18 protein-coding genes are annotated in these 23,873 nt (G+C 72.9%); 14 read left to right on the plus strand and 4 right to left on the minus strand.

What is annotated here, in order from left to right:
• The first annotated feature begins 63 nt into the window (after positions 1 to 63).
• The 7 genes from NUT86_RS12300 (at position 64) to NUT86_RS12330 (ending at position 11,662) form a co-directional block, all read left to right on the plus strand.
• Complete coding sequence (locus NUT86_RS12300; protein WP_159488508.1) at positions 64 to 858, plus strand: adenosylcobinamide-GDP ribazoletransferase; 795 nt, start codon at positions 64 to 66, stop codon at positions 856 to 858.
• A gap of 196 nt (positions 859 to 1,054) precedes the next feature.
• The gene (locus NUT86_RS12305) at positions 1,055 to 2,599 is read left to right on the plus strand and encodes a leucyl aminopeptidase (protein ID WP_018090120.1); all 1,545 of its coding nucleotides are present in this window, start codon (positions 1,055 to 1,057) and stop codon (positions 2,597 to 2,599) included.
• 320 nt (positions 2,600 to 2,919) lie between these two features.
• Positions 2,920 to 4,308 (plus strand): dihydrolipoyl dehydrogenase, encoded by a 1,389-nt coding sequence (gene lpdA / locus NUT86_RS12310; protein WP_018090121.1) that lies wholly within the window; start codon positions 2,920 to 2,922, stop codon positions 4,306 to 4,308.
• Positions 4,309 to 4,364: 56 nt separating this feature from the next.
• Positions 4,365 to 6,092, plus strand: a complete 1,728-nt coding sequence (sucB, locus tag NUT86_RS12315; protein ID WP_274735126.1) for a 2-oxoglutarate dehydrogenase, E2 component, dihydrolipoamide succinyltransferase — start codon at positions 4,365 to 4,367, stop codon at positions 6,090 to 6,092.
• Between the two features lie 194 nt (positions 6,093 to 6,286).
• Positions 6,287 to 6,910 carry a GntR family transcriptional regulator gene (locus tag NUT86_RS12320; protein WP_018090123.1) on the plus strand — a complete coding sequence of 208 codons (624 nt, stop codon included), beginning with the start codon at positions 6,287 to 6,289 and terminating at the stop codon, positions 6,908 to 6,910.
• Between the two features lie 263 nt (positions 6,911 to 7,173).
• On the plus strand, positions 7,174 to 9,846 hold the full coding sequence (aceE, locus tag NUT86_RS12325; RefSeq protein ID WP_274735128.1) for a pyruvate dehydrogenase (acetyl-transferring), homodimeric type: 2,673 nt from the start codon (positions 7,174 to 7,176) through the stop codon (positions 9,844 to 9,846).
• An 808-nt stretch (positions 9,847 to 10,654) separates the two neighbouring features.
• A complete protein-coding gene (locus NUT86_RS12330) occupies positions 10,655 to 11,662 on the plus strand; it encodes a helix-turn-helix transcriptional regulator (RefSeq protein ID WP_274735130.1) in 1,008 nt (335 codons plus the stop codon).
• Between the two features lie 163 nt (positions 11,663 to 11,825).
• Here the strand turns inward: NUT86_RS12330 and NUT86_RS12335 are convergent, their stop codons facing one another.
• Both NUT86_RS12335 and NUT86_RS12340 read right to left on the minus strand, forming a co-directional pair.
• Complete coding sequence (locus NUT86_RS12335) at positions 11,826 to 12,746, minus strand: SDR family oxidoreductase (RefSeq protein ID WP_018090126.1); 921 nt, start codon at positions 12,744 to 12,746, stop codon at positions 11,826 to 11,828.
• A gap of 113 nt (positions 12,747 to 12,859) precedes the next feature.
• Positions 12,860 to 14,767, minus strand: a complete 1,908-nt coding sequence (locus NUT86_RS12340; protein ID WP_274735132.1) for a hypothetical protein — start codon at positions 14,765 to 14,767, stop codon at positions 12,860 to 12,862.
• Positions 14,768 to 15,009: 242 nt separating this feature from the next.
• On the opposite strand from NUT86_RS12340, the gene NUT86_RS12345 reads away from it, so the two are divergent.
• The 3 genes from NUT86_RS12345 to NUT86_RS12355 all read left to right on the plus strand — a co-directional run bounded on the left by NUT86_RS12345 (position 15,010) and on the right by NUT86_RS12355 (position 18,132).
• Positions 15,010 to 15,528, plus strand: a complete 519-nt coding sequence (locus NUT86_RS12345) for a DUF4240 domain-containing protein (protein WP_093643304.1) — start codon at positions 15,010 to 15,012, stop codon at positions 15,526 to 15,528.
• A gap of 75 nt (positions 15,529 to 15,603) precedes the next feature.
• Positions 15,604 to 16,521, plus strand: coding sequence for a TIGR01777 family oxidoreductase (locus NUT86_RS12350; RefSeq protein ID WP_109896082.1), 918 nt, complete (start codon positions 15,604 to 15,606; stop codon positions 16,519 to 16,521).
• Between the two features lie 195 nt (positions 16,522 to 16,716).
• Positions 16,717 to 18,132 carry an FAD-dependent oxidoreductase gene (locus NUT86_RS12355; protein ID WP_274735136.1) on the plus strand — a complete coding sequence of 472 codons (1,416 nt, stop codon included), beginning with the start codon at positions 16,717 to 16,719 and terminating at the stop codon, positions 18,130 to 18,132.
• Between the two features lie 45 nt (positions 18,133 to 18,177).
• Here the strand turns inward: NUT86_RS12355 and NUT86_RS12360 are convergent, their stop codons facing one another.
• A complete protein-coding gene (locus NUT86_RS12360) occupies positions 18,178 to 19,632 on the minus strand; it encodes a regulator (RefSeq protein ID WP_274735138.1) in 1,455 nt (484 codons plus the stop codon).
• Positions 19,633 to 19,909: 277 nt separating this feature from the next.
• On the opposite strand from NUT86_RS12360, the gene lipB reads away from it, so the two are divergent.
• The 4 genes from lipB (at position 19,910) to NUT86_RS12380 (ending at position 22,979) form a co-directional block, all read left to right on the plus strand.
• The gene (lipB, locus tag NUT86_RS12365) at positions 19,910 to 20,725 is read left to right on the plus strand and encodes a lipoyl(octanoyl) transferase LipB (RefSeq protein WP_051104145.1); all 816 of its coding nucleotides are present in this window, start codon (positions 19,910 to 19,912) and stop codon (positions 20,723 to 20,725) included.
• A 141-nt stretch (positions 20,726 to 20,866) separates the two neighbouring features.
• On the plus strand, positions 20,867 to 21,817 hold the full coding sequence (gene lipA / locus NUT86_RS12370) for a lipoyl synthase (protein WP_018090133.1): 951 nt from the start codon (positions 20,867 to 20,869) through the stop codon (positions 21,815 to 21,817).
• A gap of 213 nt (positions 21,818 to 22,030) precedes the next feature.
• Complete coding sequence (locus tag NUT86_RS12375; protein ID WP_018090134.1) at positions 22,031 to 22,258, plus strand: SCO2195 family GlnR-regulated protein; 228 nt, start codon at positions 22,031 to 22,033, stop codon at positions 22,256 to 22,258.
• A gap of 10 nt (positions 22,259 to 22,268) precedes the next feature.
• The gene (locus NUT86_RS12380) at positions 22,269 to 22,979 is read left to right on the plus strand and encodes a DUF4191 domain-containing protein (RefSeq protein WP_018090135.1); all 711 of its coding nucleotides are present in this window, start codon (positions 22,269 to 22,271) and stop codon (positions 22,977 to 22,979) included.
• A 317-nt stretch (positions 22,980 to 23,296) separates the two neighbouring features.
• Here the strand turns inward: NUT86_RS12380 and NUT86_RS12385 are convergent, their stop codons facing one another.
• Positions 23,297 to 23,764, minus strand: coding sequence for an RDD family protein (locus tag NUT86_RS12385; protein WP_274735143.1), 468 nt, complete (start codon positions 23,762 to 23,764; stop codon positions 23,297 to 23,299).
• Positions 23,765 to 23,873: the final 109 nt, after the last annotated feature.

Here is a 23,873-nt window from a genome sequence, read left to right on the forward strand (position 1 = left end):
AGGCCCTGTCGGGCGGCCGGAACCGGCGGTCAAACGCGGTGGACGCCCGGATAGCCTGCCGCGATGACCGAGACCCCCACTCCCCCGGCCCCGTCCGACGCCCTGCGCTTCGCGTTCGGCACGCTGACCGTGCTGCCGGTCCGCGTCACCCGCTGGGACCGGGCGGCGGCGCGCGGCGGGATGCTCTGCGCACCGCTGGCCGGGCTGGTCGTCGGGCTGGGCGCGGCCGCGGTCGGCGGGGCGCTGCTGGTGCTCGGCGGCGGGCCGCTGCTCGCCGCGGTCGGCAGCGCCGCGGTGCCCGCCGTACTCACCCGCGGACTGCATCTGGACGGACTCGCCGACACCGCCGACGGGCTGGGCAGCGGCAGGCCCGCCGAGGACGCGCTGCGCATCATGAAGCAGTCCGACATCGGCCCGTTCGGGGTGATCACACTGCTGTTCACCCTGCTGGCGCAGGTGGCCGCGCTGTTTGAGCTGTACGCGGACGGCTGGGCGCACGGCGCCGTCGCGGCGGCCGTCGCGGCGGTCACCGCCCGCTGTGCGCTGACCCTCGCCTCGCGCGCGGGGGTGCCGGCCGCCCGCCCGGAGGGGCTCGGCGCGGCGGTCGCGGGCACCGTCCCGGTGCGGGCGGCGCTGCTGTGTGCGGCGCTGGTGGCCGCCGGGTGCGCGGCCGCCGGGGCCGGCTTCGGACCGTACGGCGCGCTGCACACCGGGCTCGCGGCGCTGTGCGGCCTCGGGGTGGGCGAACTGGTGCTGCGGCACTGCCGGCGGCGGTTCGGCGGGGTGACCGGCGATGTGTTCGGGGCGCTCGCGGAGAGCGCGGGACTCGCGGCGCTGGTCGCTCTGACGCTCGGTTAGCGCCGGCGCCCCCTTCCGCGCGCCCAACTGAAGTGACCGGAAGGGCAGTTCACCGGGTATACGGGCAACTGCCGGGGCACCGTTATGTGCGGGTGTGATATCGGACGGGCCTTGTGGCGCCGCCGAGCGTAGGCTCAGCCGCAGCAGCGCGCTGCGCGCAGACGGATTCCCCGGACGGAACAGGACCCTCATCACCGTGACTGCACTGACCCTCAGTACTTCTTCCGCCGCGACGCTGCGTGCGGATGCCGTCGTCGTCGGCGTGGCCAAGGGCGCCAAGGGCGTCGTTGTCGCCCCCGGCGCGGAAGCCGTGGACAAGGCCTTCGGCGGCAAGCTCGCCGCCGTGCTGGAGACCCTCGGCGCGAGTGGTGCCGAGGGCGAGGTGACCAAGCTGCCCGCCGCGGACGGCCTCAAGGCGCCGGTCGTGCTGGCGGTCGGCCTGGGCGAGGCGCCGGGCAAGGACGACGGCTACGGCCACGAGGCGCTGCGGCGCGCCGCGGGCAGCGCCGCCCGTGCGCTGGCCGGCAGCAAGAAGGCCGGTTTCGCGCTGCCCGTCGAGGACGCCGAGGCGGCCGCCGCGGTGAGCGAGGGCGCCCTGCTCGGCGCGTACTCCTACGCCGCGTCCCGCAACGGCAACAGCGCGCAGAACGGCAAGGGCGCCAAGAAGAACGACGCCAAGTCGGCGCCGCTCGGGGAGGTCGCGCTCCTCGGCGGCAAGCCGCGCGACAAGGAGTTCAAGGCCGCCGCCGCGCGCTCCCAGGCGCTGGCCGAGGAGATCAACCGCGCCCGCGACCTGATCAACCTGCCCCCCAACGACCTCGACCCGAAGTCCTTCGCGGCCGAGGCGCAGGCGGCGGCCAAGGAGTTCGGCCTCAAGTTCGAGGTGCTCGACGAGAAGGCCCTCAAGAAGGGCGGCTACGGCGGTCTGCTGGGCGTCGGCCAGGGCTCCCAGGCCCCGCCGCGGCTGGTACGGATCGCGTACACCCACTCCAAGGCATCCAAGACCCTGGCGCTGGTCGGCAAGGGCATCACCTACGACTCGGGCGGCATCTCGCTCAAGCCGGCCGGCCACAACGAGACCATGAAGTGCGACATGAGCGGTGCGGCCGCCGTGTTCTCCGCGGTCGTGGCCGCCGCCCGGCTCGGCCTGGAGGTGAATGTCACCGGCTGGCTGGCGCTCGCCGAGAACATGCCGTCCGGCTCCGCCACCCGTCCCGGTGATGTGCTGCGCATGTACAGCGGCAAGACCGTCGAGGTGCTCAACACCGACGCCGAGGGCCGCCTGGTACTGGCCGACGCGCTGACCCGCGCCTCGGAGGAGTCGCCGGACGCGATCGTGGACGTCGCCACCCTGACCGGTGCGATGGTGCTGGCGCTGGGCCACCGCACCTTCGGGATCATGGCCAACGACGACGCTTTCCGTACCTCGGTGCACGAGATCGCCGAGGAGGTCGGCGAGCAGTCCTGGCCGATGCCGATGCCGTCCGAGCTCCGCAAGGGCATGGACTCCCCGGTCGCGGACCTCGCCAACATGGGCGAGCGGATGGGCGGCGGCCTGGTCGCCGGGCTCTTCCTGAAGGAGTTCATCGGCGAGGGCATCCCGTGGGCGCACCTGGACATCGCCGGCCCGGCCTTCCACGAGGGCGCGCCCTGGGGCTACACCCCCAAGGGCGGCACGGGATCCGCGGTGCGCACCCTGGTCCGGCTCGCGGAGCGCACCGCCGCGGGCGACCTGGGCTGACGGCCGGGCCGGGGAGCCTCCCCGGCGCCCGCTCCCTCCGACGGCCCCGGGCGGTCCGCCCGGGGCCGTCGGCGCGTGCGGATCCCCGTTCGCCCTCGACGAAATCCGCACGGTCATACGCATCAGTAACCCGTACGGGGCGGCTGATCACCGTCTCAGTGCCCGGCCCGCCGTCCCGGCTTCGTGGAACAAGTGCGAAGATGGGTTCTCGGCAGGACAGGGCCCCCCTTACCCAGGGCCGAAGTAAAAGCGGCCGAACCACAGCCGCCGTCCGGTCATTGGAGACCGGCTCCGGCGTACCCATGCATGGAGGACGTGACGTGGCGAACGACGCCAGCACCGTTTTCGACCTAGTGATCCTCGGAGGCGGTAGCGGTGGTTACGCCGCTGCCCTGCGCGGGGCGCAGCTGGGCCTGGACGTCGCCCTGATCGAGAAGGGCAAGGTCGGCGGTACCTGCCTGCACAACGGCTGCATCCCCACCAAGGCTCTGCTGCACGCCGGTGAGATCGCCGACCAGGCTCGTGAGAGCGAGCAGTTCGGTGTCAAGGCCACTTTCGAGGGCATTGACATCAAGGCGGTCCACAAGTACAAGGACGAGGTCATCTCGGGCCTGTACAAGGGCCTGCAGGGCCTGATCGCCTCCCGCAAGGTGACGTACATCGAGGGCGAGGGCCGGCTGTCCTCCCCGACCTCCGTCGATGTGAACGGCCAGCGTGTCCAGGGCCGCCACGTCCTGCTGGCGACCGGCTCCGTGCCGAAGTCGCTGCCGGGCCTGGAGATCGACGGCAACCGCATCATCTCCTCGGACCACGCGCTCACGCTGGACCGCGTGCCGAAGTCCGCGATCGTGCTGGGCGGCGGCGTCATCGGCGTCGAGTTCGCCTCCGCGTGGAAGTCCTTCGGCACCGACGTGACCATCATCGAGGGCCTCAAGCACCTCGTCCCGGTCGAGGACGAGAACAGCTCCAAGCTGCTGGAGCGGGCCTTCCGCAAGCGTGGCATCAAGTTCAACCTCGGCACCTTCTTCGACAAGGCCGAGTACACCGCCGACGGCGTGAAGGTCACCCTCGCCGACGGCAAGACCTTCGAGGCCGAGGTGCTGCTGGTCGCGATCGGCCGCGGGCCGGTCTCGGCGGGCCTGGGCTACGAGGAGCAGGGCGTCGCGATGGACCGCGGCTACGTCCTCGTCGACGAGTACATGCAGACCAACGTGCCGACCATCTCGGCCGTCGGTGACCTCGTTCCCACCCTCCAGCTCGCGCACGTCGGCTTCGCCGAGGGCATGCTGGTGGCGGAGCGGCTGGCCGGTCAGAAGACCGTGCCGATCGACTACGACGGCGTGCCGCGCGTGACGTACTGCCACCCCGAGGTCGCTTCGGTGGGTATCACCGAGGCCAAGGCCAAGGAGCTGTACGGCGCCGACAAGGTCGTCGCTCTCAAGTACAACCTCGCGGGCAACGGCAAGAGCAAGATCCTCAAGACCACGGGCGAGATCAAGCTCGTCCAGGTCAAGGACGGTGCCGTGGTCGGCGTCCACATGGTCGGTGACCGTATGGGCGAGCAGGTCGGTGAGGCCCAGCTGGTCTACAACTGGGAGGCCCTGCCGGCCGAGGTTGCGCAGCTCGTGCACGCGCACCCGACGCAGAACGAGGCTCTCGGCGAGGCCCACCTGGCCCTGGCCGGCAAGCCTCTCCACTCCCACGACTGACCTCAGTCCCGGGCGCGACCACATCCGCACCACACTTGTAAGGAGCAACTGAAACCATGGCGGTTTCCGTAACCCTGCCGGCGCTCGGCGAGAGCGTCACCGAGGGCACCGTCACTCGCTGGCTCAAGGCCGAGGGTGAGCGCGTCGAGGCCGACGAGCCGCTGCTCGAGGTGTCGACCGACAAGGTCGACACCGAGATCCCGGCCCCGGCCGCCGGCGTCCTGACCGCCATCAAGGTGGCCGAGGACGAGACCGTGGAGGTCGGCGCCGAGCTGGCCGTCATCGACGACGGCACCGGTGCGCCGGCTGCCGCTTCGGCGCCTGCGGCTGCCGAGGCGCCCGCCGCCGAGGCACAGCCCGAGCCCGAGCCCGCCCCGGCCCCCGCGGCCGAGGCCCCCGCCGCTGCCCCCGCGGGCGGCGCCGAGGGCACCGACGTCGTCCTCCCCGCGCTCGGTGAGAGCGTCACCGAGGGCACCGTCACCCGCTGGCTGAAGGAGGTCGGCGAGGAGGTCCAGGCCGACGAGCCGCTGCTGGAGGTCTCCACCGACAAGGTCGACACCGAGATCCCGGCGCCGGCCTCCGGCACCCTCCTGGAGATCGTCGTCGGCGAGGACGAGACCGCCGAGGTCGGCGCCAAGCTCGCCGTCATCGGTGCCGCCGGTGCCGCCCCGGCCGCCGCGCCGGCTCCGGCCGCCCCGGCCCCTGCCGCCGCTCCGGCCCCGGAGCCCACCCCGGCTCCGGCTCCGGCTGCTGCCGCCCCGGCGCCCGCCGCCCCGGCCGCTCCGGCTCCGGCCCCCGCGCCGGCTCCGGCCGCCCCGGCCCCGGCTGCCGCCCCCGCCGCCCCGGCTCCGGCCGCCGGTGAGGGCGCGTACGTCACCCCGCTGGTGCGCAAGCTCGCCGCGGAGAACGGCGTCGACCTCGCCACGGTCAAGGGCACCGGCGTCGGTGGCCGTATCCGCAAGCAGGACGTCATCGCCGCCGCCGAGGCCGCCAAGGCCGCCGCGCCGGCCGCCGCCGCTGCCCCCGCCGCGTCGAAGGCTCCGGCCATCGAGGCGTCGCCGCTGCGCGGTCAGACCGTCAAGATGCCGCGGATGCGCAAGGTCATCGGCGACAACATGATGAAGGCCCTGCACAGCCAGGCGCAGCTGACCTCCGTGGTCGAGGTGGACATCACCAAGATCATGCGGATGCGCAACCAGGCCAAGGACGCGTTCGCGCAGCGTGAGGGCGTCAAGCTCTCCCCGATGCCGTTCTTCGTCAAGGCCGCGGTCCAGGCGCTGAAGGCCCACCCGGTCATCAACGCCCGGATCAACGAGGACGAGGGCACCATCTCCTACTTCGACACCGAGAACGTCGGTATCGCGGTGGACGCGGAGAAGGGCCTGATGACCCCGGTCATCAAGGACGCCGGTGACCTCAACATCGCCGGTATCGCCCGCAAGACGGCGGACCTGGCGGGCAAGGTCCGCGCGAACAAGATCACGCCGGACGAGCTGTCCGGTGCGACCTTCACCATCAGCAACACCGGTTCGCGCGGCGCCCTGTTCGACACCGTCATCGTGCCCCCGAACCAGGTCGGCATCCTGGGCATCGGTGCCACCGTCAAGCGCCCGGTGGTCATCAACCACCCGGACCTCGGCGAGACCATCGCGGTGCGCGACATGACCTACCTCGCGCTCTCCTACGACCACCGTCTGGTGGACGGCGCCGACGCCGCCCGCTACCTGACCACGGTCAAGCAGATCCTGGAGGCCGCCGAGTTCGAGACCGAGATCGGTCTCTGAGTCCCGGCAGTCACGCGGCAGGCGTGTCCTGAGGGTCGGCCCCGGTTCGTACGAGCCGGGGCCGGCCCTTTTGCGTCCCCGGCCCGGGACGGCCCGGGGGTCCGCGCCCGGCCCCGCCGCGTCTCCAGGACCGCCTCCCTCGCGCCTCCCGGATAATGGCCCTCCTGCCACCACCCGCTCTGAAGGAGCACCTCATGACCCCGCCCGTCGTCCATTCGCTGCGCGAGCAGATCCGCGAGCACATCCTCGAGGGGATCGTCAGCGGCCGCTGGCAGCCGGGTGAGCGGATCGTGGAGCGGCGGATCGCGGTGGAGCTGGAGGTCAGCCAGACGCCCGTACGGGAGGCGCTGCGCGAGCTGGAGTCGCTGCAGCTGATCGAGTCGGCGCCGAACAAGGGCGTACGGGTACGGAACCTGACCGCCGACGACCTCAAGGAGAGCTACCCGGTGCGGGCCGGGCTGGAGCAGGTGGCCGCCGAGCTGGCGGCGGGGCGGCTGGCCGAGCACACCACGGCGCTGGAGCGGGAGGTGGAGGCGCTGCGCGAGGCGGATCTGACGGGTGACGGGGAGGCGCAGGTGCGGCACACCGTGGCCTTCCACCGGGAGATCGTGCGGGCGGCCGGGAACGCCGTCCTGCTGCACACCTGGGAGTCGCTGGGCATCGAGGTCTGGACGACGCTGTCGATCCGCTGGTTCAGCCCGGAGCCGCGCTCGCACGCCCAGGACCACCAGGAGATCGTGGACGCGTTCCGGCGGCGCGATCCGAAGATCGGCGCCCTGCTCAAGTCGCATGTGCTGAGCTGCGCACCCCGGGTCTGAGGCGGGTCCGGGAGGGGCCGGCAGGCCCTCTGTAGGACTGGCACGCGGTGCCCGAAATTACGGCACCCCGTGCCGACCTGCGGTTTTTCCTTCGTTGAGCGTTGATCGATCATCGATCAGAGGCGTATCGTCCTCCTTCGGGGCGCGACAACCCTGCCTGCCGAACTCGTAGGGGGTGTCGTCAAGGCCGCCGTCCACCCTGAGGACGCGGCCCGATCGCGACGACACCCCCGAGCTACCTCCCGTCCGGAAAGGGGCCACCCATGCCCGATCCCGTGCGCCTGCCGTACAGCCAGCTCGACCAGCTCCCGGACCGCGACCCCGAGGAGACGACCGAGTGGCGCGAGTCGCTCGACGCCGTCACCAAGGCGGCGGGCCCGCATCGCGCCGCGTACCTGATGCGCCGTGCCCTTGAGCACACCGCGCGCACCGAGGGCACCGCCCTGCCGTCCCTCCTGGAGACGGACTACGTCAACACCATCCCGACCTCCGCCGAGCCCGACTTCCCGGGCGACGAGGCGATGGAGGCCAGGATCACCGCCTGGAACCGCTGGAACGCCGCCGCGATGGTCACCCGCGGCTCCGCGCTGGGCCTCGGCGGCCACATCGCCACCTTCGCCTCCGCCGCCTGGCTCTACGAGACCGGCTTCCAGCACTTCTTCCGCGGCAAGGAAGGCGACGGCAGCGGCGACCAGCTCTACATCCAGGGCCACGCCTCCCCCGGCGTCTACGCCCGCGCCTTCCTCGAGGGCCGCCTCACCGAGGACCACCTCGACCGCTTCCGCCAGGAGACCGGCGGCGAGGGCCTGCCCTCGTACCCGCACCCGCGGCGGCTGCCCTGGCTGTGGGAGTTCCCCACCGTCTCCATGGGCCTCGGCCCGCTCTCCGCGATCTACCAGGCGCGCTTCAACCGCTATCTGGAGCACCGCGGCATCAAGGACACCGCCAACTCCCACGTCTGGGCCTTCCTGGGCGACGGCGAGATGGACGAGCCCGAGTCGACCGCCGCCCTGGCGCTGGCCGGCCGTGAAGGCCTGGACAACCTGACCTTCGTCATCAACTGCAACCTGCAGCGCCTCGACGGTCCCGTCCGCCCCAACTTCAAGATCGTGCAGGAGCTGGAGGCCCAGTTCCGCGCGGCCGGCTGGAACGTCGTCAAGTCGCTGTGGGGCCAGGCCTGGGACGAGGTCTTCGCGCTCGACACCGACGGCGCCCTGATCCGCCGCCTCGGCGAGACCCCCGACGCGCAGTTCCAGACGTACGCCACCCGCGACGCCGCCTACCTGCGCGAGCACTTCTTCGGCGCCAACGACTCCCTGAAGGCCCTCGCCGACCGGCTGACCGACGCCAAGCTGCTGGAGCTGTTCCAGACCTCCCGCGCCGGCCACGAGCCGCGCAAGGTGTACGCCGCCTACAAGGCCGCCGTCGAGCACCAGGGCGCGCCGACCGTCATCCTGGCGCAGACCGTCAAGGGCTACACCCTCGGCACGGGCTTCGAGTCCCGTAACGCCAACCACCAGATGAAGAAGCTCACCATGGCGGAGTTCCGCACCATGCGTGACGTCCTCGAACTCCCCATCCCGGACAGCGCGCTGGAGGGCGACCAGGTGCCGTACTGGCGCCCCGCCGACGACTCCCCCGAGATGGTCTACCTGCGCGAGCGGCGCGCGGCCCTCGACGGCCCGGCCCCCGCCCGCAAGGTCGTCGCCAAGCCGCTGCCGATGCCCGCCGACAAGGCCTTCGACGCGCTGAAGAAGGGCTCCGGCAGCCAGGAGATCGCCACCACCATGGCGTTCGTCCGGCTGATCAAGGACCTGATGCGGGACAAGGAGACCGGCAAGCGCTGGGTCCCCATCGTCCCCGACGAGGCCCGCACCTTCGGCATGGAGTCGCTCTTCCCGACGGCCGGCCTCTACTCCCCCAAGGGCGCGACGTACGACCCGGTCGACCGCGACCAGCTGCTCTGGTACAAGGAAGCCAAGGACGGCCAGATCCTCAACGAGGGCATCACCGAGGCCGGTTCGCTCGCCGACTTCACCGCCGCCGCGACGTCCTACGCGACGCACGGCGAGCCGATGATCCCCTTCTACATCTTCTACTCGATGTTCGGCTGGCAGCGCACCGCCGACCAGTTCTGGGCGCTGGCCGACCAGTTGGGCCGCGGCTTCGTCATCGGCGCGACCGCCGGCCGTACGACGATGACCGGCGAGGGCCTCCAGCACGCCGACGGCCACTCGCACCTGATCGCCTCCACCAACCCGGCGGCGCTCTCCTACGACCCGGCCTTCGCCTACGAGGTCGCGGTCATCGTCAAGGAAGGTCTGCGCCGTATGTACGGCCCGGACGCCGAGGACGTCTTCTACTACCTCACGGTCTACAACGAGACCAAGGTCCAGCCGGCCATGCCGGAGGGCGTCGAGGAGGGCATCCTCAAGGGCCTCTACCGCTTCAACGAGGGCACCCGGCCCGAGGCCGACAGCCCGCAGCTCCAGCTGCTGGCGTCCGGCACCGCCATCCACTGGGCCCTGGAGGCACAGCAGCTGCTGGCTGCCGACTGGGGTGTGGCGGCGGACGTGTGGTCGGCGCCGTCCTGGACGGAGCTCCGCCGGGACGCCCTGGAGTGCGACGCCGCCCGTCTGGACGGCGAGGACCGCGTCCCGTACGTCACCCGTGCCCTGGCCGGCGCCCCCGGCCCGGTCGTCGCGGTCAGCGACTGGATGCGTGCGGTCCCCGACCAGATCGCCCCCTGGGTCGAGCAGGACTGGACCTCCATCGGCACCGACGGCTTCGGCCTCTCCGACACCCGCGAGGCGGCCCGCCGGCACTTCGGCGTCGACCCGCAGTCGGTCGTCGTCCAGGCACTGGCCGCGCTCGCCCGCCGCGGCCAGGTCAAGCCGGAGACCGTCAAGGAGGCCAAGGAGCGCTACGGCCTCTGAGCCACGGGCCGCGCCCCGGCCTGTGACGCCTAGCCCCTCAGGGGCACCCCGATCTCCCGTGCGGAGGCCACCTTCCCGCGCCCGGGGCCTCCGCACGGGAACCCACCACCGGCCCGGCCGACCATGCCCTGGCTACGGCCGGGCCGGGCTTTATCGTTCGCGGTTTGCGGTTTGCGGTTTGCCGTGGGCTGGGGCCGGTTCGCCTACGGGATGTGGGTGGTGGGTCGGAGGGGACGCCCGGTAACCCTCCCCCAGCCTTCGGCCGGGAGGTGCCCCCACGGCGCGGGCGACGCGGGTCCCAGAGGTTCTTCACCCCGTTGTTCGCTCCGGGTCCTGCGGGCGGCTCACCGGACATCCCCTCCGACCACCGTACGTACGCGGCTGACCCGCCGTACCGATCACCGTCACGACCAATGCGCGGCACCCCTTGGCAGGGAACTGGCCGGACCGCCCGCAGATGGGGCGCGGCCAGGGTCTGGTCCGTGACGGACGGTGTCACCGGCCGGCAGTCGGCAACGCTGAACGGTTGGAGGGGATGTACCGGTGCCCGCCCGCAGGACTGGAGCGAACGCCGGGGCAATCAACCCCACGTAGCCGCGTCGCCCGCGCCGAGGACGGGTACCGGTGCGTCCCCTCCGACCCCGCGGCAACCACACACCCCGCAAAACCCCAGCCCCCACCAACCCGCACAGCCCCAGAAGCAAGTGACGGACCGGCCGCGCCACGCAGGGGCGCGGGGAACTGCGCGACCAGCCACAACCGCAGCCGCAGACAAACCATTGTCAGTACCCCCCGGCATGATGGAGACATGCGTGCTGCGCGGCTGATCAAGATGGTGTTGCTGCTCCAGGCGCGGCCGTCGATGACGGGGCCCGAGCTGGCGCAGGAGTTGGAGGTTTCCGAGCGGACGGTCGCCCGGGACGTCCTCTCGCTCTCCGAAGCGGGGGTGCCCGTATACGCGGACCGCGGCCGGGCGGGCGGCTACCGCCTCATAGGCGGCTACCGCACCCGCCTCACCGGCCTCGGCCGCAGCGAGGCGGAGGCGCTCTTCCTGTCGGGGGTGCCCTCCGCCCTGCGCGAGATGGGGCTCGCGGACGCCGCGTCCGCCGCCCGGCTGAAGGTCTCCGCCGCCCTGCTGCCGGAGCTGCGGGACGCCGCGACGGGCGTCGCCCAGCGCTTCCATCTCGACGCACCCGCCTGGTATCAGGAGCCCGAGACCCCCGCCCTGCTGCCCGACATAGCCGACGCGGTCTGGGACGACCGCCGGATCACCGCCCGCTACCGCCGCAAGGACACCGAGGTGGAGCGGGAGTTGGAGCCGTACGGCCTCGTGCTGAAGGCGGGGGTCTGGTATCTGGCGGCGCGTACGGAGGGGGACTTCCGCGTCTACCGGGTCGACCGGTTCACCGCCGTGGCGCTCACGGAGCGCGACCGGGCCTCCGGAGCCGAGGCTGCCGGGGAGCGGTTCACCCGTGAGGCGTCCTTCGACCTGCCGGCGTTCTGGGCGGAGCGGGCGGCGCAGTTCGCCCGGTCGATCCTGCATGAGGAGGTGGTGCTGCGGCTCTCCGCGCGCGGCGTCCGCCAGCTGCCGTACGTCACCGAACGCGCGGCGGCCCGCGAGGCGATCGACCGGGCGCAGAGCGCGGGCGGCCCCGATGAGCAGGGCCGGCTGACGGTCACCCTCGCCGTGGAGTCCGCCGACGTCGCCTACGCCCAGCTGCTGGGACTCGGCCCGGAGGGCGAGATACTCGCGCCCCCCGGGCTGCGCGCGCAGTTCGCCGCGGCCGCCCGGCGGACAGCCGCGCTGTACACGTGACCGGGGGGCCGAGCGGCCTAGCCGAAGCCCGGTGCGGCCGCGCCCCAAAGGGGCGCGGGGAACTGCGCGCCCAGCGAGGACGAACGCCGCAGCCGACAAACCGCCCCCGCGGAAGGCGTAGGGCCGAAGGGCCCATGCTCCAATGTCGGCGCGCCCCGCAGGGCTACCGGTAGTCGGCCGCGCTCCCCTCCTTCCCGCCGAAGACCACATCCGCGAAGTAGCCGAAGGCGTCGGGCCGTGAGCCATCGGTGTCGGTGAAGTCGTACTCCTGCGCCAGCTGACCGCTGGAGAGCGACTGGCCGCTCCAGCGTGCCTTGTCCGGGTCGGCGGCCAGCGCGCGGACACCGCGGCCGATCAGGGCCGGCGACTCGGCGATGGCGAAGTGCGGCTCCTTGGCCACCGCGTCGCGCCAGGTCTCCTCCGTCACCCCGAAGTGGTCCAGCATCTCCTCGGACCGCAGAAAGCCGGGGGTGAGCGAGACCGCCGTGCCGCCGTACTCCTTCAGCTCGGCGGCGAGGCCGAAGGCCATACGGTGCGGGGCGTTCTTGGTGAGGTCGAAGCAGAGGTTCTCGCGGTAGGTGCGGTTGAAGGTGTCGGTGCCGTCGGTGACTTCGATGACCAGGCCGCCGGGCCGCCGGATCAGCAGCGGCAGCGCGTAATGGCTGGTGATGACGTGGGTGTCGATGCCGAGACGGAACATCCGCAGCCCGTTCTCCAGGTCGAGGTCCCACAGCTTGGTGTTGAACTCGAGCAGCCGGTCACCGCCCCAGACGCTGTTGACCAGCACATCCAGCCGTCCCTGCTCCCGGTCGATGCGCTCGGTCAGCGCCTTGACCTGCGCCGGGTCCAGATGGTCGGTCGGTACGGCGATGCCGATGCCGCCCGCGGCGGTCACCAGCTCCGCGGTCTGCTCGATCGTCTCCGTGGGCCGGCCGACCTCGCTGGTGCGCTCCCGGGTCGTCCGCCCCGTCACATAGACCAGGGCCCCGGCCCGGCCCAGCTCCACCGCCATCGCCCGGCCGGCGCCCCGGGTCGCCCCGGCGACCAGCGCCACCCGTCCCGCCAGTTCTTTCCGTCCGGTCACGTACGCCACTCCTCGCTGTCAGGTGCCTTGCCTCTGCAACGGCGACCCTGACAGCGATACCCGACACCTTCTGTCCGGATTCAGCGCGCACCGCACGGCAATCCGTCCACCGGCTACGGATGCGGCGCCCGTACGCTCCCCCCGCTCCGCAGCCGTCCGACGACCTCCGCCGGGGTGTCCGGCCCGGCCGGTGCGGCGAGGGTGCGCTCCGCGGCGGTGGCGCGGACCCCGCCCGTGGCATCGAGTCCGCCGACCTCCTGGCTGCCGGCCGCGAGCAGATACCACTTGCCGGACTTCGCCCGCCAGTGGATGTCCCCCACCACATCGGGCCCGAAGCGGCTGCAGGCAGCGGTGTTCTCGGCCCGTCCGGCGATCCGCCCGGGGTCGGCCGGGCGCGCGGCTGGCGGCACGAACCGCAGGGTCACGCTGCCGGGCCCGCGCCAGGTGTCGGCGCGGGTGCACACCCAAGTCGCGCTGCCGCCGCCCTCGGGGAGCCGCTGCTGGGCGAACTCCCAGGTGTTGACGGAGCGTACGCCGGCGCCCCGCAGCGACCCGAGCGAGCAGGCCGTACGGGCCCAGCTCCGCAGCGCGGGCGCGCCGGTCGCCTCGCCCGGCGCGCCGGCCGGTGCGCCGCCGGACGGCGGGGGCCCGGAGGTGAGGGAGACGGGGACGAGATCGTCGAGGTCGGCCACCAGGAAGGCGGCGTTCCGGCCGGGCGCCACGATCCGCGTCGAGGGCCGGAGCTGGGCCACCGGCCAGCGCCCGCAGCCGGCGCCCGCCGGGGGCGGGATCGGGATCCGGTCGGTGACCCCGTCGGGGGCGACATGCAGCCCGTGCGGCGGGGCGGCCGGCGCCGGCAGATCGCGGGTCGTGATCTCGGAGATCCACGGCGCGAGCAGATAGCGCATCCAGCCGTTGCCGCGCCCGATCACCAGCGCGGCAGCGGTTGTCAGATCCGCGCCGTCGACCCGGGCGAAGTGCAGTGTGGGCGTGGCGTCTTCGGGCTCGGCGTAGCGGACCAAGCGCTCCCCGTCGTGGAGGACCACCACCATGACGTTGTCGATCAGGCCCGCGTACAGCAGCTGCGGCGGATGGCCGGGCGGCCGGGTGGAGGTGCCCGCGGCCGCCGTGATCCGGGCGTCGGGGGGCGGCGCCGCCCAGACCCGCAGGGCCCGTGCCAGCAGCTTCCGGTCGCCGGCCTGCCGGCCGCGGACGGGCCAGGCGGTGAAGTCGACCCGGGAGGTGTCCGTCCACTGCTCGTTGGGGGTGCGCAGCAGCCGGTCCGGGTCGAGCGCCTGCTGGGCGGCGGTCTCGGCGCGCCCCGCCCGGTCCGTGCCGGGCCAGGATCCGGCCACCGCCGCGCCGATCGCGAGCACGGCCGCCACCGCGGCCACCGCCCGCACCCGCTGCCGGCGGCGCAGCAGGTCCGTCGGCCGGGTCTGCACCATGCACGGGTCGAACTCCCCCGAGCTCAGCAGGGCGGCCGCCCCGGCCCCGGTCTCGCGGTCGAGCTGTGCGGCCGCCCGCTGCGCCGCGTCCGGGTCCTCGGCCCCGGCCCGCGCCAGCACGGCGCGCGCGGCGTCCTCGTCCAGGCCTTCCAGGTGCCACAGCCCGAGGGCGGCCCGTACCGCTGCCGGGGCGGCGGAAAGCGCCTGGTCCAGGGCGAGTTCATCGGCGCCGCCGGCCCGCGGGAAGAGCCGCAGTCCCCAGACCAGGGGCAGGGCCGGCAGTGCCCGGACCGGCTGTCCCTCGTAGGCCAGTGCCAGCCGCAGGGCCCGTTGCCGCACCAGGTCGTAGCCGGACTCGGGGGCCGGGCCGCGCTGGGCCGGCAGCCCGCCGTCCGGGCGGCGCAGCCGGGTCCGGGGCAGCGCGCGCTGGACCAGACCGTGTGCGGTCAGGACCCGGCGGTGGCGGCCCGTCGACGGGGGCAGTACGAGGTAGGTGAGGCGGACGAGCCGTGGATAGTGCTCGACGATGGCCGCCTCGGCCCGTTCGACATCGGCCCGGGTGCGTTCGTCCATGGGCATGGCCTGGAACAGCCCTTCGCGAAATGGGGGAAATACGGTCGTTTGCCGTTGCACGCCTTCCAACGAGTGATTCTTGGGACGGTCACAAGACGGATCACCGACCGGGGTGCGCGAGCGGCGATCCGAACACCCCGTCACCCTTCCGGACGGCCCGTCACCAATCCGGATAACGACCCCCTCGCATCCGGGGTACTCCGCATGCGGCGGGCGCCGGCAGGGCAGATGCTGGAGCGGTGATGGACGAGACGGAGTTCTGGGAGCTGATCGACGGCTCCCGCGAGGCCGCTGAGGGCGACCCCGAGGAGCAGGCCGACGCACTGGTCGAGCGGCTGCTCGGGCTCGACCCTGACGCCGTCGTGGACTTCGCCCGCCACTTCGAGGCCCGCTACAACCGGGCGTACTCCTGGGATCTGTGGGCCGCCGCCTCCGTGATGCTGGGCGGCGCCAGCGATGACGCCTTCGACTACTTCCGCTGCTGGCTGATCGGCCAGGGCCGGGAGGTCTTCGAGGGCGCGCTGCACGACCCGGACCAGCTCGCCGAGCTGGTGGACGACTTCGACGAGACGGTGGACGGCGACGCCGAGGAGCTGGGCTACGCGGCCGACGAGGCGTACGAGCAGATGACCGGCGGGGTGATGCCGGACCTGGAACTGCCCCCGCCGCCCCGCGAACCGCTCGGCACCTACCTCGACTTCGACGACGACCAGGCCATGGCGGAGCGCTTCCCCACCCTCTGGGACCGCTTCAAGCCGTAGGGCGTGCCGCGGGCCGGTGGCGGCTTCCGGCCAGGGATGCCGCCACCGGTCCGCCGCTGCGGGCAGTATGGATCCATGCGGATCGCGATCACCGGCTCGACCGGACTCATCGGCACGGCGCTCGTACGGTCCCTGCGCAGCGGGGACACCTCCCGGGCCGGGGGCCCAGGGGGAGGCCATGACGTCGTCCGGCTCGTACGGCGTGCGCCCACGGCCGCCGGTGAAGTGCGCTGGGACCCCAAGCGGCAGGAGGTCGACACCGCCGGACTGGCCGGCTGCGAGGCGGTGGTCCATCTGGCCGGCGCCGGGGTCGGCGACCACCGCTGGACGGCCGCCTACAAGCAGGAGATCCGCGACAGCCGGGTACTGGGCACCCGGGCCATCGCCTCGGCCCTCGCCGCCATGGACACCCCGCCGCGGGTCTTCGTGTGCGGCAGCGCGATCGGCTACTACGGCGACACCGGCGACCGGCGTACGGACGAGAGCGCGCCGGCCGGCCACGGGTTCCTGCCGGAGGTCTGTACGGCCTGGGAGGACGCCGCGAAGCCGGCCCAGGACGCGGGTATCCGTACCGTCTTCGCCCGCACCGGTCTGGTCGTGGCGCGCTCGGGCGGCGCCTGGGGCCGGCTCTTCCCGGTCTTCCGGCTCGGTCTGGGCGGGCGGCTCGGCGACGGCAGCCAGTACTGGAGCTTCATCTCCCTGGACGACCACATCGCGGCGCTCCGCCATCTCCTCGACACCGAGGACCTGGCCGGGCCGGTCAACCTCACGGCGCCGGAGCCGGTCACCAACCGCGAGGTGACCGCCGTGATGGGCAAGGTGCTGAACCGCCCCACGCTGTTCTCCGTCCCGGCGCCGGTGCTGCGGACCGTCCTCGGCGAGTTCGCCGGTGACGTGCTGGGCAGCCAGCGGGTCATCCCGCAGCGGCTGCTGGACTCCGGGTTCTCCTTCCGCCACCCCCGCATCGTGGAAGCGGTCCGGGCCGCCGCCTGACCGTCCACGGCGAGACCCGCCCGGCCACCACGGCAAGCCGCGGCCAAGGGCGCTCCGGCACGCCCCCGGGCACCCCCGTCGCACGGGCCGCCCCCTCCCTGCCCGTCACCTCACACCCACGACTCGGCATCTCTCGCAGCTGTACCGGGCATGACACTCGGTGCCGCCATTTGGGACCGACCTCGGGAGGGGCAAGTGCTGCGCACCGCATCGGCCGTGGACGTCGTCATCGTGGGAGCCGGCCCGGCCGGACTCGCCGCCGCCCGCCATCTGACCGGCGTAGGGGTGTCGGTCACCGTCCTGGAGGCCGCGCCACGGATCGGCGGCCGGTCCGTCACCGACCCCCTCGACGGCTTCCGGCTGGACCGCTGTGCGCGGCCGCTGGCCGTCTCCGCCGCCGAGCTGCGCCGCACACCGGGGCTCGGCGAGCTGACACTGCGTCCGTTCGCCCCCGGTCCGATCCTCCACAACGGCCAACGGGCGCAGCGCATCAGCGCACCCCGGAGCACCAGGGGCGCCCTCGCCGCGGCACGCGCCCTCTCGCGCGCCGACCGTCGTACGGAGCGCCGGACGGACCGTCAGGCGGGTCGTCAGGCGGGCCGCCAGACAGGCCGTCTCACCGACCAGTGGGGTGAGCAGGAAGCGGACCGGCGTACGGACCGCCACGGCGACCGCGCCGCCGTCACCTCCGTCACTCCCCACGCCTCCGCCACCCACGGCCCGCCCGCCGACCGCCCGATCCGCGACGCCCTGGCGGGCCGCCCCGCCTTCCCGCCGCGCACCCATGACGCGCTGCTGCGGCCCCTGCTGGGCGCGCTGCTGTGCGATCCGCAGCTGCGGGGCTCCAGCCGCGGTGCCGCGGCGGCACTGCGCGCCTACGCCGAGGGCCGGTTGTGGCTGCCGGCCGGCGGCGCCGCGGCCGTCCCCGAACTGCTCGCCGCCGCGCTGCCACCCGGCACGGTCCGTACGTCCGTGCAGGTCACCGCCGTCTCCACCACCGGCGTCAGCACCGCGGAGCACGGTCATGTCCCGTGCCGGGCGGTACTGGTGGCGACCGGCGCACGCGAGGCGGCCGAGCTGCTGCCGGGACTGCGGGTGCCCGCCTTCCACCCGGTGACCGTCCTGCACCACACCGCGACGGTGGCCCCGGGAGGCCGCGGCGCGGCGCTGCGCGACACGGCGCTGATCCTGCCGACCGACGGCCCGGTCGCCTACACCTACGTCGCCGGCGCGGTCGACCCGTCCCGTACGCCGCCGGGCCGGTCCCTGATCACCACGGCCGTGCACGGGGCCGCGGCGGCGCTGCCGGTGTCCGTGCTCGACCGGGCGGTCCGGCCGCAGCTCGACCGGATCTACGGCGCGCACACCGCGGACCGGCAGCTGCTGACCGCCCATCACGACCCGTACGCGGTCCCCGCGATGCCCGCACCGTACGACCCGGAGCGCCCGGTGCGGGTGCTCGCCGGTCTCTATGTGTGCGGCGACCACCGCGACACCAGCACGCTCCAGGGCGCCCTGAACTCGGGACGGCGCGCGGCCCGCGCCGTCCTCCAGGACTTCGGCCTGCCCGCCCTCACGACGGAACCGGACACCCTGCCCACGGCGGCCTGACCTCCGGGGCCGGGCCCCTGGGGTGCCCCGGGGCCCGGCCGGGGGTCACCCCAGCGCCGCCACCCGTTCCCGGTACCCCCGGACCGCCGCCGCGTCCCGGTACGGCTCCAGGCGGCGCTCGAACTCCCGGACGTACTCGTGGGCCCGTACGGACCGCATCTCGGAGGCCTGGAGCGCGGCCTCGGCGCCCAGCGTGCAGGCCTGCTCCAGCTCTCCCAGGCCCAGCCGCGCGGTCGCCAGCACCACCCGGCAGAAGAGCCGGCTGCGGGCGAAGCCGGCCGCGCGCAGCTGGAGGGAGCGTTCGGCGTGCTGGGAGGCCGCGCGGTACTGCTGGAGATCGCGGTGGCAGTGCGCCAGCTCGTCGGCCAGCTGGGCCTCGTCGAAGAAGCGCGCCCAGTACGGGGTGTCGTCGCCGGGGCGGACGGTCTCCAGCGCCCGCTCGGCGCGGGCCAGCGCCGCCGTACAGGCCCGGACCTCGCCCAGGACGCCATGGCCGCGGGCCTCCGCGGAGTGCAGCAGCGCCTGCACCGTGGGCGGCGCGCTGCTGCCGATGCCCTGCTGGGCGACGCGCGCCAGCTGGACGGCCTCTCTGCCGTGCCCCAGATAGACGGCCTGCCGGCTCATCGTCACCAGGACGTAGGACCCGTACGCCCGGTCGCCGGCCGCCTGGGCCAGCCGCAGGGCCTGGACGAAGTACCGCTGCGCCAGGCCGTGGGCCGCGATGTCGTACGAGGTCCAGCCCGCCAGCCTGGTCAGATCGGCGGCGGCGGCGAACAGCCGGCGGCCGGTGGCCTCGCCGTAGGTGCCGCGCAGCATCGGCTCGGCCTCGTGCTCCAGATAGCGCACCAGTGCCTGCCGGGCGTGGCCGCCGCCATAGGCGTGGTCCAGCGCCCGGAAGAGCTCGCCGACCGAGCGCAGCGCCGCGATGTCACCGGAGGTGACCCGGGAGCCCTGGGTGCGGTCGACCCGGTCGTTGCGGCGCTGCCGCGGCACCGTGACCCGGCTCTGTCCGGGCACCCGGCCCGCGCCCTCGGGCTGGGCCTCACCGCGGGCGACGCGTTCGTCGGCGCGGCCGATCAGCCAGTCCCGGCTGGGCACCACCAGCCCGGCCGGGGTGAAGGCGATCTTGCGGAGCTCGGCGTGGCTGCCGGAGTCCTTGCGCCACAGGCCGCTGACGATGTCCACCGCCTCGCTGGGGGTCGCGGCGAATTCGAGTCCGGCGTACACCGGCGCGCAGGCGTCCAGGCCGAGGTCCTGGGCGGACAGCCGGCGCCCCAGCCGGCGGGTGAACACCTCCGCGATGAGCGCGGGGGTGGTGCCTCTGGGCTGCTGGCCGCGCAGCCAGCGGGTCACCGACGTCTTGTCGTAACGGAGGTCGAGGCCGTGCTCGATACCCAGCTGATCGACGCGTCTGGCCAGCCCGGCATTGGAGAATCCGGCCTCGGCGATGAGCGCGGCGAGCTGGCGGTTGGGCGTGTGGTGCGGGGGTCGTTCCGTCATCAGCTTTACCGGTCTCCTGCCTTCCGGGCCGCACTGCCGGGTTCGGCGGACCCTGTCCGGCATGCTCAGCGCCCTTGTGGAACGGCGTGAATGTAACGGCCTTCGGCGGCCCATTCGCGGCCTGTGACCCGCGTTCATCCGATCGTGTGAGCAGGGACGCACCGGCCGGGACAGCGGCCGCCTGCGGGGACCGGGGACGGCGGCCGTAGAGTGGCATGGGCGCGAAGTGGCATCAACGTTGCAGCAAAGTGCAACAGAGGTTCGAAGAGGAGCTGCCGTGACTGCGATCTCTCGGGGGGAGACCCCCGCACCCGAGGGGCTGCGCTTTGTGCATCTGGGCTTCGGCGCCGACGCCGTGGAGTACGAATCCGCCTGGCAGGAGCAGCGCCGGGTGCATGCCGCCCGGTTCGCCGACGAGGTGCCCGACACCTGTCTGCTGCTGGAGCACCAGGCCGTCTACACCGCCGGACGGCGTACCTCCGACGACGAGCGCCCGCTGGACGGGACCCCGGTCGTCGACGTGGACCGCGGCGGGAAGATCACCTGGCACGGGCCCGGCCAGCTGGTGGGCTACCCCATCCAGAAGCTGCCGCGCCCGGTTGACGTCGTGGCCCATGTCCGCCGCCTCGAAGAGGCTCTGATCCGGGTCTGCGCCGAGTTCGGCGTCACGGGCACCCGGGTCGAGGGCCGCAGCGGTGTGTGGGTGCTGGGCGACCCGGTCGAGGAGCGGGCGGCCCTGGGCGGGCTGAATCTCGACTTCGACCCGCGGGTCACGGACGAGCTGTTCGACCCGCGGCTGAACGGCCCGGAGTACGCGCCGTCCAACGCCGGCCAGCGCCGTGAGGACCGCAAGCTCGCCGCGATCGGCATCCGCGTCGCCAAGGGCGTCACGATGCACGGCTTCGCGCTCAATGTGAACCCCGACAACACCTCGTTCGACAAGATCGTGCCGTGCGGTATCCGGGACGCCGGTGTCGCCTCCCTGGCCAACGAGCTCGGCCGTGAGATCAGCATCGCCGATGTACTGCCCGTGGCCGAGAAGCATCTGCGGGACGTCCTGGAGGGCGCCGAGCTGCTCCCCCGCGCGGTCTGACCGGCCGGCCGCCGATCATGCACCCCGCAGACCACCGGGAATGCGCCCCCGTCATACGGGGTTGCACCGCACGTAAAGACGTGCGAATCAACGGGCGTACCCTGGTGTACGCCGAAGAAACGAAGTCGTAGGGAGCCGGACGTGTCCGCAGTCGCACCCGACGGACGCAAGATGTTGCGCCTGGAGGTCCGGAACAGCCAGACGCCCATCGAGCGCAAGCCCGAGTGGATCAAGACCCGGGCCAAAATGGGTCCCGAGTACAACCACCTCCAGGGCCTGGTCAAGAGCGAGGGTCTGCACACGGTCTGCCAGGAGGCGGGCTGTCCCAACATCTTCGAGTGCTGGGAGGACCGCGAGGCCACGTTCCTCATCGGCGGCGACCAGTGCACCCGCCGCTGCGACTTCTGCCAGATCGACACCGGCAAGCCGCAGGAGCTGGACCGCGACGAGCCCCGCCGGGTCGCCGAGTCCGTGCAGACCATGGGCCTGAAGTACGCCACCATCACTGGCGTCGCGCGCGACGACCTGGAGGACGGCGGCGCCTGGCTCTACGCCGAGACGGTCCGGCAGATCCACGCCTCGATGCCCGACACCGGCGTCGAGCTGCTGATCCCCGACTTCAACGCGGTCCCCGAGCAGCTCGCCGAGGTCTTCTCCTCCCGCCCGGAGGTGCTGGCCCACAACGTCGAGACGGTCCCGCGGATCTTCAAGCGGATCCGTCCCGGCTTCCGTTACGAGCGTTCGCTGGACGTCATCTCCAAGTCCCGCGAGGCCGGTCTGGTCACCAAGTCCAACCTCATCCTGGGCATGGGCGAGGAGCGCGAGGAGATCAGCCAGGCGCTGCAGGACCTGTACGACGCGGGCTGCGAGCTGATCACGATCACCCAGTACCTGCGCCCGTCGGTGCGCCACCACCCCATCGAGCGCTGGGTCAAGCCCGCCGAGTTCGTGGAGCTGAAGGAAGAGGCCGAGGAGATCGGCTATGCGGGTGTCATGTCCGGCCCGCTGGTCCGCTCCTCCTACCGCGCCGGCCGCCTTTACCAGCAGGCTGTCGAGCGGCGCGAGGTCGAGGCGTCCAGTCAGGCGGTTTGACGCTCCCGGCGCGCCGTCTTGTGAAACGTGGCACATGCTGAGGACGCGGCCCGCACTCCCCCGGAACGGGGGGCGTGGGGGCCGCGTCAACGTTTCATTGGTGTTTGACCGGCAGGTCATCCGTTGGTAACACCTTTCGGTGACGATGGATGCACGCACCGCTCCCGCACCTCACTCCTGCTTCTCCGAACAGATCAGAGGGAGTCACCCACCATGCAGGCCGCGCCGCTCCGCGCCACCCCCGCCAGCCCCGCTCTCCCGCTCCCCTCGGTCACCGGCGCCCTGCGTGCCGTCGAGGCCGTCCTGATGCGTGGCGGGCAGCGCACCGCCCGCCGTAACGCCTGGACGTCCGTCCTGGAGGACCGCCGACGCGCCAAGGACCGCCACGAGGCCGAGTACGTACTGGAGGCCGCGGCGACCCGGCGCCCGCACGCCACGTAAACTTCGCTGTATGGCGAGGAAGGCAAACTCAGACGGCGCTGCCGGCGCTGAGAACACCGGGCGGCTGAAGCAGATCGCCCTGACCTACAAGATGACCCGTCGGGTCGACTCCAAGGTCGGTCTTGTCGTCGCTGGTGTAGGCATCGTCGTATTCGGCGTTCTCCTTGCCATCGGCTTCGCGATCGGCCACCCCATCTACGCGGGGATCCTGGGCTTCGTCCTGGCCTTCCTTGCGATGGCGATCGTCTTCGGACGGCGCGCCGAGCGAGCTGCCTTCGGGCAGATGGAAGGCCAGCCCGGTGCGGCGGCCGCCGTGCTGGAGAACGTCGGCCGCGGCTGGACGGTCACCCCCGCGGTGGCCATGAACCGCAGCCAGGACGTGGTCCACCGTGCCGTCGGCAAGGCCGGCATCGTGCTGGTCGGCGAGGGCAACCCGAACCGTCTCCGTGGCCTGCTGGCCGCCGAGAAGAAGCGGATGGCGCGTACCGTCGCCGACGCCCCGGTCCACGACATCATCGTGGGCGACGACGAGGGCCAGGTACCGCTGAAGAAGCTCCGTACGACGCTGCTGAAGCTGCCGCGGGTACTGCCCGGCGCGCAGGTGACGGCCGTCAACGACCGGCTCAAGGCCCTGGGCGACCTGATGAGCAACATGCCGGTCCCGAAGGGCCCGATGCCGAAGGGCATGCGGATGCCCAAGGGCGGCGGCAAGATGCGCTGACCGCCCGCCGGCCGCACCACACCGGCCGCCGGACCGACACCCGACCGCACGACGACGCCCCGGGCCTTTGGGCTCCGGGGCGTTTCGTATGCGGTGGGGCGGTTCGTGTGCGGTGGGGCGGTTCGTATGCGGTGGGTGGGCAGCTCGCGGGCGGTGCGGGTGCGGCGAGGGGGCGCGTGGCTGGGGACTGGTGCGCGCTGACTCCCCAACGGCTACGGCGTCCCGCCGCTCACAGACGGACCTGCCGACACGTGCGAGTCACAGACGGACCTGCCAACACGTGCGAGTCACAGACGGACCCGTACGGCACGTGCGAGTCACAGACGGACCTGTACGGCACGTGCGAGGCGATCGTGCAGCCCCCGCCCGTCCCGGTCCCACACCACCGCCGGAATGACCACCACCAGCAGCACCGTGCGCAGCACGACCCGCGGCAGCGAGATCCGGCCACCGTCCTCGGCGATCACCCGCAGGCCCAGCAGCCGCTTGCCCGGGGTGAAACCGACCGTGCCGACCGTCAGCACGCTGAGCACCGCGAAGACCACCAGCGCCCAGTTGCTCGCCGCCTGCGCCTTACCGCCGCTGAGCAGGCCGTACGCGATCAGCAGGCACAGCGCCCAGTCGATGAAGAGCGCGGCGAAACGGCGTCCGGGGCGCGCGATCGAGCCCGGCCCCTCCTCCGGCAGCCCGAGCTGCTGCCCGCGGTGTCCGAAGTCGACACCCATGTCCTCGGCTGCCGCGCGGGGCCCGGAGATCCACGATCCGATTGCTCGCCTGTTGTCCACCCGACCACGGTACTGCGACCGCATACGTTCCCTTCGCGGAGGTCCGGTCGGGGTGGGGGCGGCGGACTGCGCGGACCGGGCACGAGGGGCCGTCCGGGAGGCACCGTCC

It is taken from the genome of Streptomyces sp. G7(2002) (assembly GCF_028870195.1).
Lineage (GTDB): Bacteria > Actinomycetota > Actinomycetes > Streptomycetales > Streptomycetaceae > Streptomyces > Streptomyces nigrescens.

What these genes read in the sequence shown, in the direction of transcription:
- NUT86_RS12300 (WP_159488508.1), top strand. Translation starts at nt 64, where the DNA reads ATGACCGAGACCCCCACTCCCCCGGCCCCGTCCGACGCCCTGCGCTTC.
- sucB (WP_274735126.1), top strand. Translation starts at nt 4,365, where the DNA reads ATGGCGGTTTCCGTAACCCTGCCGGCGCTCGGCGAGAGCGTCACCGAG.
- NUT86_RS12320 (WP_018090123.1), top strand. Translation starts at nt 6,287, where the DNA reads ATGACCCCGCCCGTCGTCCATTCGCTGCGCGAGCAGATCCGCGAGCAC.
- aceE (WP_274735128.1), top strand. Translation starts at nt 7,174, where the DNA reads ATGCCCGATCCCGTGCGCCTGCCGTACAGCCAGCTCGACCAGCTCCCG.
- NUT86_RS12330 (WP_274735130.1), top strand. Translation starts at nt 10,655, where the DNA reads ATGCGTGCTGCGCGGCTGATCAAGATGGTGTTGCTGCTCCAGGCGCGG.
- NUT86_RS12340 (WP_274735132.1), bottom strand. Translation starts at nt 14,767, where the DNA reads ATGGACGAACGCACCCGGGCCGATGTCGAACGGGCCGAGGCGGCCATC.
- NUT86_RS12345 (WP_093643304.1), top strand. Translation starts at nt 15,010, where the DNA reads ATGGACGAGACGGAGTTCTGGGAGCTGATCGACGGCTCCCGCGAGGCC.
- NUT86_RS12350 (WP_109896082.1), top strand. Translation starts at nt 15,604, where the DNA reads ATGCGGATCGCGATCACCGGCTCGACCGGACTCATCGGCACGGCGCTC.
- NUT86_RS12360 (WP_274735138.1), bottom strand. Translation starts at nt 19,632, where the DNA reads ATGACGGAACGACCCCCGCACCACACGCCCAACCGCCAGCTCGCCGCG.
- NUT86_RS12375 (WP_018090134.1), top strand. Translation starts at nt 22,031, where the DNA reads ATGCAGGCCGCGCCGCTCCGCGCCACCCCCGCCAGCCCCGCTCTCCCG.
- NUT86_RS12380 (WP_018090135.1), top strand. Translation starts at nt 22,269, where the DNA reads ATGGCGAGGAAGGCAAACTCAGACGGCGCTGCCGGCGCTGAGAACACC.